We start from the raw sequence: 12,526 nt of genomic DNA, 5'->3' as shown, positions 1-12,526 counted from the left end.
CTTATCCACCGATCCATCCCGACCTAATCCACCGCGCACATTGTCGCCGGCAGCGAAATCGGCGACACTGTACATATGAATCCGCCCATCCCTTTACGTGCCGTGACCGCCCCTGATCCGACCGTGCTGCCGCACAACATCGAAGCCGAAGCAGCGTTGCTCGGCGCGATGATGATCGACAACCGGCTGGTCGAGGATGTCCAGCTCAAGCTGCGTCCCGAACATTTCCACGAGCCGCTGCACGGCCGCATCTATGACGCCATCGTGCGGCTGGTGGTGCGCAACATGGTTGCCAACCCGGTGACGCTGAAGCCGCTGTTCGATGCTGACCCGGCGATGCTCGAAATCGGCGGCACCGGCTATCTGGCCGAACTGACCAGCCAGTCGGCGGCGTTGATTGCGGCGAAGGACTTTGCGTCGCAGATCTATGACCTGGCGCTGCTGCGCGAGCTGATTTCGGTCGGCCGCAACATGGCAACGTCGGCGTTCGACACCGGCTCGGACATCCCGCCGCTGACGCAGATCGAAAACGCCGAACTGGCGCTCTACAACGTCGCCGAGCAGGGCGAAGTCGCGGGCTCGGTCAAGACCTTCCGCCAGGCGACGACCGAAGCCATCGGCATGGCCGAGCGCGCGATGAAGTCGGGCGGGCATCTGTCGGGCTACACCACCGGCCTCGACGGGCTCAACGCCAAGATCGGCGGGTTGCACAAATCCGATCTGGTGATTCTCGCCGGCCGCCCGGCGATGGGCAAGACCGCGCTCGCCACCAACATCGCGTTCGCCGCTGCGCAACGCTTCATGCGCGACAAGGCCGACGGCATTGCCGAGGCCGATTCGAGCGGCACCGGCGTGGCGTTCTTCAGCCTCGAAATGTCGGCCGACCAGCTGGCAACGCGCGTGCTCGCCGAACAATCGGGAGTGAATTCGGAAAGCCTGCGGATGGGCAAGATCAGCCAGTCCGAATTCAACAGCCTGGCGCGGGCCGCCGGCGCGCTCAGCGAGCTGCCGTTCTACATCGACGACACGCCGGCATTGACCATCGCAGCACTGCGGACGCGGGCGCGACGGATGAAGCGCCAAAAGGGCATCGGGCTGATCGTCGTCGACTATTTGCAGCTGCTGCAAGGGTCGGCGCGCGCCTCGAACGAGAACCGCGTACAGGAAATCTCGGAAATCACCCGCGGTCTCAAGACACTGGCGAAGGAACTGCAGATTCCGGTGCTGGCGCTGTCGCAGCTCAGCCGTGCGGTTGAAAACCGCGAGGACAAGCGCCCGCAGCTCGCCGATTTGCGCGAATCGGGTACTATCGAGCAGGACGCCGACATCGTGCTGTTCGTCTACCGCGAGGAATATTACCACTCGCTCAAGCAGCCCGATGTCGAGGATGTCGAAAAGCACGCCAAATGGCTCGAGCGCGCCGAAAAGCTGTTCGGCCTCGCCGAAGTCATCGTCGCCAAACAGCGCCACGGTTCCACCGGCGCCGTCCCGCTGACCTTCCACAAAAGCACGACAAAGTTCAGCGACCGCGCCGACGACGCCTACATGCCCGACCCGTATTGAAAAGAGAGAACGCACCAATGCAGTTCAATCAAATTCTCTACGCTGATGTAGTCTAAATATTGATTTATTATTCAGTTCAAAATCTGCTTTATTCTCCTTTGTTTCACCGAATATCATCAATACTGATATCTCATATCACGAGCGGCTTCCAATCTGCATGTTTTCATCGTATTGGATCGCGGCCGGTTTAGGTCACATTTCCCGAAATTAGAAAATTGCATGACCAATGAAAGGTTGTTACTTTGCAATTTTCGGGGGTATTTATGAATTTTTGTATGCGCGTTGCTTCTGTAGTTTTGCTTTTTTCGGCGGGGCATCAATCGGTGTTAGCTTCGAGCCTAGCCACTTCAAATGCTACCGTGCCAGCGCTTGCTTCTGGGGCTCCTGCAAGCACAGCGGTCGCCGCGGCGCCCGTCGTCACAGTGCCAACAAGTGCTTCCGAAGTCCTCACCAACGAAACAATATTAAAGTTGCTCGGGGTAGGGCTAAGCAATGAAGCCATCATCGCAAAAATTCATAGCTCGAAAACCGCGTTCAATCTGGGCACCGACCAGCTGATTGAGTTGAAGAAGGCTGGAGTGCCTTCTCCTGTTATCGCTGCGATGATCGAACCTCAGGCTGGTGCTGCCAGTGCGGCACCGCAGTTTTCTACAGATTCCCCGATGCCAAATGTTGCCCACTTTCCTGGAGTGTATCTCATGGGGCCTCCCGGCCCGGATCAGAAGATGAAGCGCATTGTTGCTACCGCATCGAATCAGGCCAAAGTCGGAAATATTTGGGGCTACGCGCTGACGATGGGCATCGCCTCGATGACCGTGAAGGTTACCATTCCAGGCGCCCATGCCCGAGTTCAGGCCGGGGCTGGCAAGCCAGTCTTTTATTTCTATTTCGACGAATCAATGCCGCTGGCACTCCAAAGCGGGCAATCGACGGTGTGGTCAAGCGGCAACGGCAATTTGGTAACCTCGCCATCCGAACTTAGCCTCGTCCGGTTCGACCAAGAAAAGGATCGGCGCGAAGCCAAGATCGGTAGCGTCAATATCGGTGGTGCCAAGACAGGCGTTATGGACAAGGATCGCATTCCATTCGACGCGGAGATGATTGCGCCCGGAATTTTTAAGGTCACAGTCAATGCAGATCTCACACCGGGTGAGTTTGGATTTATTCAAGCAACGGGTGCTGGCAGCATGGCCGGGAACGGCGCGGGATCAGCACGCGTTTTTGATTTCAGCATTCCGACCTATTAGGTCGTATCCAACGGGAAAATCGGTGAGTCTGCGGCGCCGGCTGGCCTCGCAAATTGTAACGGCAGCAAGCCATAGGTAATCGTTTTCACCAAAGCGTCAGCCTAGCAATTTGCATTATCGTCGTCCCGTCTGGGCTGGAAAGCGCTCCAGCATCCGTAACCAGCAATCATGGCGCGCCGTGAATAACCTTCACTGCCCCTTGCGCTAATTCGTCGAGGCAGGCGGCGACGGCCGTGGCGTTGCGTTTGGCGGTCGATTCCATGTTGAAGGCGGTGCGGTGGGTGCAGTCGGCGTGCCAGTTGCGCACCGTGTCGCCGGCGGCATCCGCCAGCACGAAGTCCATGCCTATGCGGGCAGTCTTGGCCATGCCGATGTAGTTGCCCGAATCGTAGAAGGCCACGGTCACGTCGAGCGTGAAGCCTTCGGCGGCGCCGTGCGTCAGGTAACCGGCTTCGCTGAGGTGCTCGACGATCGGCGCGGTGACGGCGGCTGTGGTAAGCTTGACAACCTGGCCCTTGGATATCTGATCAGTCTCGGCAACATTGACTCGCACGAGCACGCCTTGTGCAATCATCGCGGCTGCACACGTCGAGTCCGCGGTGAATGCAATAAATATTGCTGAAATGAATATTTCAGACTTGCGCCCCAGTTTTATGAACAAATTTCACGCCCCCGCAGATTTTCATCTGCATACTGGGTGAGGCGCTGAAGCTTAACAAGCCATCATTTGGAATCGGGATTCCGCGTCTGATGCCTGCGGCCGGGGAATCAGCCCCCGGGCTGCGAAGGATCGGCGCCGATCAGTGCCTGGTTGACGCGTACCGAGCGCGTCGCCAGCCGGATTTCGCGCAGGAACATCACCAGCCCGCCGATCAGCAGGGTCATCGCCACGACGAACAGCGCGGCGATTGTCGTCGAGGGCGGCACCGGCACAAAGTCGCCGATGAAGAGGATCGAGACCAGCACGCAGACCAGCAGCGCCGACATCGTGCACAGCGCGATGGCGATGTGCACCGTCGCCATGCGGCGGTCGAGCACGCGCAGCTCGCGGATGGCGATGGCGCGGTCTTCGGCGCCGAATTCGGGGAAATGCGCTTCGATACCGCGCGCCCGGTCGATGACGCGCCCCAGTCGCGTCGTCAGCACATTGAGCACCGAGCCGATGCCGGTGAGCAGGAACACCGGCGCCACGGCCAGCTGGATATTGTGCGCGATGTTATCGACGGCGACGGGTTCGACGATCATGCCGCTACAGCCCCAGCACGGCGCGTGCGATAATGTTCTTCTGCACCTCGGTCGAACCGCCGTAGATGGTCTGCGCGCGCGTCATGAAATAATCGGCTACCGCGGGTACCGCGAACGGGTCGCGGCCGGGCAGCGTCTCGGCCCAGCCCGCAGTGCGCACCGGCAGATGCGGCGCGCCAAGTTCCCCGGCAAGTTCGAGCAGCAGTTCGGTGATCGCCTGCGCGGTTTCGGTCGCCATGATCTTGATCAGCGAGGCCAGGTCGCCGGCGCCGTTGGGGCCGCCAGCGCGGGCGCGCGCCACCAGCGCCTCAAGCGCGTCGATCGCCATGTCGGTGTGCGCCATCTTGGCCCGGAATGCCGGCTGTGCCCCCAGCGCCGCATCGGGCGACGGATGCACCGCGGCAAGCGCGCGCACGCGTCGCATCGCGATGCGCTTTTCCTCGACGCGGGCATACCAGGTGCGTTCGTTGGCGAGCAGGTACTTCGACGTCGACCAGCCGCTGCCCTCCTCGCCGATGCGGTTTTCGACGGGCACGCGAACGTTGTCGAAGAACACCTCCGCCAGATAGTGGCGCCCATCAAGACCGCGGATCGGCCGCACAGTGACGCCGGGCGACTTCAGATCGATGCACAGGAACGAGATGCCGGCCGTAGCCTTGGGGGCATCCGAGGTGCGCACGAGGCAGAATATCCAGTCGGCATAATGGCCCAGGCTCGTCCAGGTCTTGTGACCGTTGACGATATAGTCGTTGCCGTCGCGCACCGCGCGCGTCTTGAGCGCGGCGAGGTCCGACCCGGCCTGTGGCTCCGAATAGCCCTGCGCCCAGAACACCCGCGAGTGCAGGATGTCGGGCAACCAGCGCGCCTGCTGTTCGGGCGTGCCGAAGGTGTAGATCACCGGCGCGACATAGATCAGCCCCATCGGCACGACCGTCGGCGCACCGGCGCGCGAGAATTCATTCTCGAACACCTGCCGCTGCAATGCGCTCCAGCCCGGCCCGCCGTGTTCGACCGGCCAGTGCGGCGCCGCCCAGCCCCGCGCGCCGAGCGCGGCCTGCGACCGGATGAAATCGTCGCGTTCGAGCGTCTGGCCGGTGCGCGTCTTTTCAAGGATGTCCTGCGGATAGTCGCGCGCAAACCAGTCGCGCACCTCGTTGGCGAAGGCCGCGAGCGCGGCGGGGCTATCCATTTCGGCGGTGTCCATCAAAAGTCCTTTTGGTAAATGCGGCTGCGTCAGGCGCCGTGCAGCGGCGCGCCTTCGACGGTGATGCGGTGCATCTCGCGACGCTGGCCGTGATAGTCGTTCTTGGCGAAATGCCAGGTGGCGCGGTTGTCCCAGAACGCGATCGAGCCGGGGCGCCAGACGAATTCGTGGACGAACGCCTTGTTCATGCAATGGCCGTAAATCTGCTGGAGCAGCGGCTTTGATTCCTCGGCCGTCCAGCCATCGAAGCGCGTGGTGAACGACGGGTTGACGTAAAGCGCCTTCTTGCCGCTGAGCGGGTGGGTGATGACCACCGGGTGGGTGACATCCTGCAAGGCGTCGGCCGCCTTGGCATTGCCGATGCGCGTGCCACCGGCATCGCCCTTGTTGTAGTAGGTATCGGGCCCTTCGCCGAAGATGTGGCGCGCCGAATGCACCGCGCGCAGCCCTTCGAGCATCTTGGCAAACCCCGGCGACAGCGCGTCATAGGCCGCATACATCGACGAAAACAGCGTGTTGCCGCCGCTGGCGGGCAGCTCGCGCGCCACCAGGATCGACCCCATCGCGGGAATCTGGTCATAGCTGTGGTCGGTGTGCCAACCGCCGCCGATGTTGTTGCGCTGCTCGGGCTCCTTGGTGACCATGGCGATTTCGGGAAAGGTGGGGTGCGCGCCAAAAAAGCGGTTGATGTTGATCGGCGCCCAGCGCCGCGCAAAGTCGATGTGCTGTGTCTCGTCGATCGACTGGTCGCGGAAGAAGATGACACCGTGATCGGCAAAGGCCGCGCGGATCGCGGCGAAATCACTGTCCGACAACGTTGCGATATCGATACCGCGGATTTCGGCGCCGACGCCGGCGAGCGGTTGAATTTCGAGAGTCATGATGCATTCCTGCTGGTCGCAAGTCCGCCGCCATCGTGGCACTGATGCCGCCGGTTTGGAAAGGGGGATTCGCGCTAGAGCGCCCGCCCGGCTGCCGCACCGCTGGCCCAGGCCCATTGGAAATTATAGCCGCCGAGCCAGCCGGTGACATCGACCGCCTCGCCTATGGCGTAGAGGCCAAGCAGCTTGTTCGCCATCATCGTCTGTGACGACAACCCGGCGGTGGCGATGCCGCCGATCGTCACTTCGGCTTTGGCAAAGCCTTCGGTGCCGGTCGGCGCGAACTGCCAGTCGGCAAACTGCGCTTCGACTTCATTCAGCAGCGCATCGGTCAGCCCGCCGAGTTCGGCAACCGGCGGCAGCCGCTGTGCCAGCGCCTGCACCAGCCGGTCGGGGAGCAGCCCCGACAGCGCACCGCGCAGGCTGACGCGCGGCCGCTGGCGCTTGGCGGCGACGAGCCAGCCGCGTTGCTGGTCGGGCAGGAAGTTGATGCCGATGGGCTCGCCGTGGCGCCAGTATGAGCTGATCTGCAAGATAGCCGGCCCCGACAGCCCGCGGTGGGTGAATAACGCAGCTTCGGCAAAGCGTGTCTTGCCGCAGCGTGCCACCACCGGCGCGGCAACCCCCGACAGGTCGCGGAACAATTGTTCGTCGGGCCCCAGCGTCAGCGGCACCAGTGCCGGGCGTGGTTCGACGATGCTCAGCCCGAAGCGCCGCGCCAGCCCATAGGCAAAGTCGGTCGCGCCCATCTTCGGGATCGACGGTCCGCCGGTGGCGATGACCAGCGCCGGTGCAACCGCCTGCCGGCCGCCGAAGCAGACACGGTACTGGCCGTCGCCATGGTCGATATCGCTGGCGGGTGCGCCGAGTGCGACCTCGACATCGCCGCGCGCGCACTCATCGAGCAGCATCGCCACAATCTGCCGCGCCGAGCCGTCGCAGAACAATTGCCCCAGCGTCTTTTCGTGCCAGGCGATGCCATAGGTTTCGACCAGCGCCAAGAAATCGGCGGGCGTGTAGCGCGCCAGCGCCGACTTGGCGAAGTGCGGGTTGGCCGACAGATAGCGGTCGGCGGCAGTGTGGACATTGGTGAAGTTGCAGCGTCCGCCGCCCGAAATCAGGATCTTCTTGCCGGGTTCGTCAGCGTGGTCGATGACCAGCACGCGCTTGCCGCGCTGCCCGGCGATGGCGGCGCACATCAGTCCGGCACCACCGGCGCCGAGGATGATCGCATCAAAGGGTTCGGGTTTCGCGCTCATGCCGCGCTGTCCCACATTCGCGGCGCTGCGGGAAGACTAATGCAGCTTGGTCAGTTTCAGCCCGTCGGCCTTGGCGCGGTCCTTGGTCGATTCCTCGCTGCGGCCGAGCGCCTTGGCGATGGCGCGTAGCGACTGGCCCTTGCCCGCCAATATGTGGAGCTTCTGCAGCTCGTCCGACGTCCACGGCTGCTTGTGACGTTCAAAACGCTCGCCCATCAGCCAATCTCCACTATTTCAACTTCGCGGCCGCCAAACTTGGCGGCGTCGCCGACGCTTTTGCCCATCAAGGCGCGGGCCAGCGGTGCGACATAGGACACGGTGCCGCGCGCCGGATCGGCCTCGTCCTCGCCGGTGATGCGCCAGACTTCGCGGCCGCCGTCGCCGCCTTCGAGTGTCACTGTGCACCCAAACGTCACCGTATCGCCGCCGGCGGGTTCGACCAGCTGCGCGCTGGCGCGGCGCGCCGACCAGTAGCGCAATTCGCGCGTCGCGCGCGCCATGGCGGTGCGGTCGCTGGTGATGTCGCCCTGCGCGCGGGCCGCCGTGGTCGCGGCGCGTGCTGTCGCCAGCGCCGCGTCGATCGCCGCCAGCCCTGCCGCCGTGACATAATTGGGATGCGCCGAAACCGGCCGGTCGGGCAGGTCGGCGGCGACCGACTCGCTGTCCGATTCCTTGGTGAACGCAACACTCATGCTGCTATCATGCGCGCCGGACCGAAACTGTGCAAACGGCGGGCAGCATGAACCCCGAGGTTGACGCCTATATCGCGGCATTGCCACCATTGCGGCGCGAACGGCTGGAGGCCGCGCGACGCACCATCCACACCGCGTTCGACGACATCGCCGAATCAATCGAATGGAAGATGCCGGTGTTCCGACGCAGCGGTGCCTATGTCGGCGTCGCGTCGCAGAAATCCTATGTCTCGGTCTATCTCGGCTGCAGCGAAACGGCGCGCCGGCTGATGTCCAGCGACCCGCGGCTCAAGGGTGGCAAGGCCTGCGTCAACATCCCCGACAGCACACCCTGGCCCGAAGCGGCGCTGCAGGACGCCATCGCCGAGGCGCTGCGCGGGTCGTGAAACAAAACGGGGCAGCGGCACAATGCCGCCGCCCCGCGATTGAACCGGTCGCGAAGCTTACTTCTTCTTGGGCGGCGTTACGGTCAGCGTGGCCGTATCGAACACATATTCGTGCAACTGGCCCTTCTTGTTGCGCACGACGAACAGCTGCTGCGTGAAGTCGATGCTGATGGCGTCGCCGTTGGCGAAGTCATCCGAAATCTGGTTGAGGAGCATCGTTTCGATGACACCGCTGATGGTGTTGCCATTGACCGCGCGCGCCAGCACTTCCTTCTGCTTGGCCGGGGTGAGCATCGAAAGCTCGGCCTTTTCGATCGCGGTCGGCGTCACCGCGATGGCCGCCGACGACATCCCGAGCGATGCCGCGAAAATCAGTGCGCCGAGCGTTACAGTAATCTTGGTCATGGAACCCTCTCCCATTGAGCCGTCCGTTGCGGACGCGTAGGGAATATAGTGGCGCTGGGCGCAATGACAATCCACGGCGCGCTTGTCCGTGCATTTGCCAAGCCTCGGCCGCGCCGGTAAGCCATTGGCGATGTTGCCATCACCTGCCAGCCCCCGCCTGCTGATCGACCGCGACGCGCTCGTGGCGAACTGGCGGCTGCTCGCGGCGATGAGCGGAGCCGCGGCGTGCGGCGCGGCGATCAAGGCCGATGGCTACGGCATTGGCGCGGCGGAAACGCTGGCAACACTTGCCGCCGCCGGGTGTCGCGACTTCTTCGTCGCGCAGTGGTCGGAAGTGGCGGCGCTCGGCCCGCTGCCCGCCGGGGTGTCGGTCGCCGTACTGCACGGCATCCAGCATGGCGAGATGGCCACCGCACGCGCATCGGCTGCGCGACCGGTGCTGTGCACGCCGGCGCAAGTGGCCGCTTGGGCTGCCGCTGGCGGCGGCACATGCGATATCATGGTCGATACCGGCATGAACCGGCTCGGGCTGACGCCGGCGCAGGCCGCATCGGGGCTGCTCGACGGTATCGCGGTCGATACGCTGCACAGCCATCTGGCCTGCGCCGACGAACCCGCGCACCCGCTCAACGCCCGCCAGTGCGCCGATTTCACCGCGCTGGTCACCCAGTTGCGCCCATGCCGTGCCGCACTCGCCAATTCGGCGGGGATCGCGCTTGGTGCCGACTATCATTTCGGGCTGACGCGCCCGGGTCTCGGCCTCTACGGCGGCCAGCCGGTGACGGGCAGCACCCTCGCGCTGCAACAGGTCGTGCGGATCGAGGCCGGCGTCGTGCAAGTGCGCGACGTCGAAGCCGGTGCCAGCATCGGCTACGGCGCGACGTTTGTCGCACCGCGCGCGATGCGCATTGCTGTACTGGGCCTTGGCTATGCCGATGGCTACCGCCGCGCGCTCGGTGCCAGCGGCGTGGCGCGCATTGGCGGCAGGCCCTGCCCGGTGGTCGGCCGTATTTCGATGGACCTGCTGATGGTCGATGCGACCGGCACAAGTGTCGCCGAGGGCGACCGCGTCGACGTCGACTTCGATCTGGCTGCCGCTGCTGCCGCCAGCGACATCGCGCAATATGAGTTGCTGACAGGGTTGGGGCAGCGCTACAGCCGGTGCTGGACATGAACGCCCTCCTCGCCTTCCCCATCGCCGTCGGCGCGTTTGTCATTGCCGGGCTGCGTGCCACCGGCCGGCTGACGCTGTTTGCCGGCCAGGCGCTGTGGCGGGCGCTGCTGCCGCCCTATTATCCGGCGCGGCTGCTCGAACAGATGCTGCTGATCGGCTGGTTCTCGCTGCCGGTTGTCGGGTTGACGGCGCTGTTCACCGGCTCGGCGCTGGCACAGCAGATCTACATCGGCGGCAGCCGCTTCAACGCCGCGTCGACCGTCCCCGCCGTCACCGTCATCGGCATCGTCCGCGAGCTCGGGCCAGTGCTCGGCGGCCTGATGGTTGCCGGCCGCGTATCGTCGGCGATGGCGGCGGAGCTCGGCACGATGCGCGTCACCGAACAGATCGACGCACTCGCGACGCTGCGCACCGACCCGTTCCGCTATCTGATCGTGCCGCGCGTGCTCGCGGCGGTGATCGTCCTTCCGTTCCTCGTGCTGGTCTCGAACGCGCTCGGCGTCATGGGCGGCTGGCTGATCGCGACGCAGCGGCTCGGCTTCAACAGCGCCAATTACCTGACCACCACGGCGAAATACCTCGAAGCCGACGATGTCGTCTCGTCGATGGTCAAGGCGGCGGTGTTCGGCTTCATCATCGCGCTGATGGGCTGCTACCATGGCTTCCATTCGAGCGGCGGTGCGGCGGGTGTCGGGCGCGCCACCACCAACGCGGTGGTGTCGGCATTCATCCTGATCCTGTTGTCGAACCTGATCATCACCGTCATCGTGTTCGGGTCATGACCGCGAAAATCAGCCTTGCGGGTGTCGCCAAGCGCTTCGGCAGCAAGGTCGTGCTCGACGGCGTCGATCTCGATGTCGCACCCGGTGAATCGATGGTCATCATCGGTGGCTCGGGCACCGGCAAGTCGGTGCTGATCAAATGCATTCTCGGGCTGATCGCCCCCGACGCCGGCAGCATCCGCATCGACGGGCAGGATGTCGTCGGCCTGCACGGCAGTGCGCTCGCCACCAGCCGCGCGCGCTTCGGCATGCTGTTCCAGGGCGGCGCGTTGTTCGACTCGCTGCCAGTGTGGCGTAACGTCAGCTTCGCCCTCAGCCAGGGCGGCGGCGGCCATGCCGCCGAAATGCGCGCCGCCGCCATCGATAATCTGGCGCGCGTCGGGCTCGACGCCGGCGTCGCCGACCTGCGCCCCAGCGAGCTGTCGGGTGGCATGCAGAAGCGCGTCGCGCTGGCCCGCGCGATTGCCGCACGCCCCGAAATCATCTTCTTCGACGAACCGACGACCGGCCTCGACCCGATCATGGCCGATGTCATCAACAACCTCATCGTCGAACTGGTGCGCGACCTCAAAATCACCGCGCTGACCATAACCCATGACATGGGCAGCGTCCGCAAGGTCGCGCACCGCGTCGCCATGCTCTATGCCGGCAAGATCGTCTGGTCGGGCCCGGTCGCCGACATCGACAACAGCGGCAACGCTTACGTCGACCAGTTCGTCCACGGCCGCGCCGACGGCCCGATCAAGATGGCGATGCGTCGGCCGTGAACGGCCATCACCACGACCACGGCCATAGTCATGGCCACAGCCACGCGCCGGCACGCTTCGACCGCGCTTTCGCCGTCGGCATCGCGCTCAACCTCGGCTATGTCGCGGTCGAGGCGGGCTACGGCCTCAAAATCGGCTCGCTGGCGCTTGTCGCCGACGCCGGCCACAACCTGTCCGACGTGCTCGGGCTGGTCATGGCCTGGGGTGCCACCGCACTGGCGCGCCGCCGCCCGTCGCCGCGCTTTACCTATGGCCTGCGCAGCAGCTCGATTCTGGCGGCGCTATTCAACGCGGTGCTGCTGCTCGTCGCGGTTGGCGCCATCATCGTCGAGTCGGTGCGCCGGCTGATGGACCCGTCGCCGGTCGCCGCCGACGTGGTCATTGCCGTCGCCGCCGCCGGTATTCTCGTCAACGCGCTGACCGCGTGGATGTTCGCCTCGGGCAGCAAGGGCGACCTCAATATCCGTGGCGCCTATCTGCACATGGCCGCCGATGCCGCGGTGTCGCTCGGAGTCGTCGTCGCGGCGGTGGTGATGATGTTCACCGGCTGGGCATGGCTAGACCCGGTCGTCAGCCTGGTCATCTCGGCCGTCATCGTCGCCGGCACCTGGGGCCTTCTGCGCGATTCGACGTCAATGGCGCTGCACGCCGTCCCGCCGGGGCTCGACCTGCGCGCCGTCGAGGCGCAGCTGCTGGCGCGCCCCGGTGTCGTGCGCGTCCACGACCTGCACGTCTGGTCGATGAGCACCACCGAAACCGCGCTGACCGCACATTTGCAGATTCCCGCCGGCCACCCCGGCGATGCCTTCCTGTGCGACACCGCCGAGGCGCTCGAACATCAATTCGGTATCGGCCATATGACGCTGCAGATCGAAACCGATGGCAGCGACTGCGCGCAGGCGCCGGCGGACGCGGTGTAGC

General features: G+C 64.5%; 15 protein-coding genes. 7 read left to right on the top strand and 8 right to left on the bottom strand.

What is annotated here, in order from left to right:
• Positions 1 to 75 precede the first annotated feature (75 nt).
• Entirely contained in the window at positions 76 to 1,563 is a 1,488-nt protein-coding gene (locus EUV02_RS13555) for a replicative DNA helicase (RefSeq protein ID WP_135246819.1), read from the top strand.
• 263 nt (positions 1,564 to 1,826) lie between these two features.
• A complete protein-coding gene (locus EUV02_RS13550) occupies positions 1,827 to 2,810 on the top strand; it encodes a hypothetical protein (RefSeq protein ID WP_135246818.1) in 984 nt (327 codons plus the stop codon).
• A 166-nt stretch (positions 2,811 to 2,976) separates the two neighbouring features.
• Here EUV02_RS13550 and EUV02_RS13545 read toward each other — a convergent pair whose 3' ends face one another.
• From EUV02_RS13545 to greA, 7 genes are all read right to left on the bottom strand, one after another.
• Positions 2,977 to 3,384, bottom strand: coding sequence for a hypothetical protein (locus tag EUV02_RS13545; RefSeq protein ID WP_135246817.1), 408 nt, complete (start codon positions 3,382 to 3,384; stop codon positions 2,977 to 2,979).
• Positions 3,385 to 3,578: 194 nt separating this feature from the next.
• On the bottom strand, positions 3,579 to 4,055 hold the full coding sequence (locus EUV02_RS13540; RefSeq protein ID WP_135246816.1) for a DUF2721 domain-containing protein: 477 nt from the start codon (positions 4,053 to 4,055) through the stop codon (positions 3,579 to 3,581).
• A 4-nt stretch (positions 4,056 to 4,059) separates the two neighbouring features.
• Positions 4,060 to 5,259, bottom strand: a complete 1,200-nt coding sequence (locus EUV02_RS13535; RefSeq protein WP_207790191.1) for an acyl-CoA dehydrogenase family protein — start codon at positions 5,257 to 5,259, stop codon at positions 4,060 to 4,062.
• A 29-nt stretch (positions 5,260 to 5,288) separates the two neighbouring features.
• A complete protein-coding gene (locus EUV02_RS13530) occupies positions 5,289 to 6,140 on the bottom strand; it encodes a TauD/TfdA dioxygenase family protein (RefSeq protein WP_135246815.1) in 852 nt (283 codons plus the stop codon).
• Positions 6,141 to 6,214: 74 nt separating this feature from the next.
• Positions 6,215 to 7,399 carry a BaiN/RdsA family NAD(P)/FAD-dependent oxidoreductase gene (locus tag EUV02_RS13525; protein ID WP_135246814.1) on the bottom strand — a complete coding sequence of 395 codons (1,185 nt, stop codon included), beginning with the start codon at positions 7,397 to 7,399 and terminating at the stop codon, positions 6,215 to 6,217.
• A gap of 36 nt (positions 7,400 to 7,435) precedes the next feature.
• Positions 7,436 to 7,615, bottom strand: coding sequence for a hypothetical protein (locus tag EUV02_RS13520; protein WP_135246813.1), 180 nt, complete (start codon positions 7,613 to 7,615; stop codon positions 7,436 to 7,438).
• A complete protein-coding gene (gene greA / locus EUV02_RS13515; RefSeq protein ID WP_135246812.1) occupies positions 7,615 to 8,091 on the bottom strand; it encodes a transcription elongation factor GreA in 477 nt (158 codons plus the stop codon). The genes EUV02_RS13520 and greA overlap by 1 nt, the downstream gene beginning before the upstream one ends.
• 47 nt (positions 8,092 to 8,138) lie before the next feature.
• Between greA and EUV02_RS13510 the strand changes: the two genes are divergently transcribed.
• A complete protein-coding gene (locus EUV02_RS13510) occupies positions 8,139 to 8,477 on the top strand; it encodes a DUF1801 domain-containing protein (RefSeq protein WP_135246811.1) in 339 nt (112 codons plus the stop codon).
• 57 nt (positions 8,478 to 8,534) lie between these two features.
• Here the strand turns inward: EUV02_RS13510 and EUV02_RS13505 are convergent, their stop codons facing one another.
• Positions 8,535 to 8,882 carry a hypothetical protein gene (locus EUV02_RS13505; protein ID WP_135246810.1) on the bottom strand — a complete coding sequence of 116 codons (348 nt, stop codon included), beginning with the start codon at positions 8,880 to 8,882 and terminating at the stop codon, positions 8,535 to 8,537.
• A gap of 130 nt (positions 8,883 to 9,012) precedes the next feature.
• Between EUV02_RS13505 and alr the strand changes: the two genes are divergently transcribed.
• The 4 genes from alr to EUV02_RS13485 are packed head-to-tail and all read left to right on the top strand — an operon-like array spanning position 9,013 to position 12,525.
• The gene (gene alr, locus EUV02_RS13500) at positions 9,013 to 10,056 is read left to right on the top strand and encodes an alanine racemase (RefSeq protein ID WP_135246809.1); all 1,044 of its coding nucleotides are present in this window, start codon (positions 9,013 to 9,015) and stop codon (positions 10,054 to 10,056) included.
• A complete protein-coding gene (locus EUV02_RS13495) occupies positions 10,053 to 10,838 on the top strand; it encodes an MlaE family ABC transporter permease (protein ID WP_135246808.1) in 786 nt (261 codons plus the stop codon). Before alr ends, EUV02_RS13495 begins: the two co-directional genes overlap by 4 nt.
• The gene (locus tag EUV02_RS13490; protein ID WP_135246807.1) at positions 10,835 to 11,605 is read left to right on the top strand and encodes an ABC transporter ATP-binding protein; all 771 of its coding nucleotides are present in this window, start codon (positions 10,835 to 10,837) and stop codon (positions 11,603 to 11,605) included. Before EUV02_RS13495 ends, EUV02_RS13490 begins: the two co-directional genes overlap by 4 nt.
• Positions 11,602 to 12,525: a cation diffusion facilitator family transporter gene (locus EUV02_RS13485; protein ID WP_135246806.1), complete on the top strand. Its 924-nt coding sequence runs from the start codon at positions 11,602 to 11,604 to the stop codon at positions 12,523 to 12,525. The genes EUV02_RS13490 and EUV02_RS13485 overlap by 4 nt, the downstream gene beginning before the upstream one ends.
• The last annotated feature ends 1 nt before the right edge of the window (position 12,526 follow it).

The sequence above is a fragment of the Glacieibacterium arshaanense genome (assembly GCF_004681125.1).
In the GTDB taxonomy this organism is placed as follows: domain Bacteria; phylum Pseudomonadota; class Alphaproteobacteria; order Sphingomonadales; family Sphingomonadaceae; genus Polymorphobacter_A; species Polymorphobacter_A arshaanense.
The sequence above is the reverse complement of the archived record's forward strand: the minus strand, read 5'-3'. Positions and strand labels throughout refer to the sequence as shown.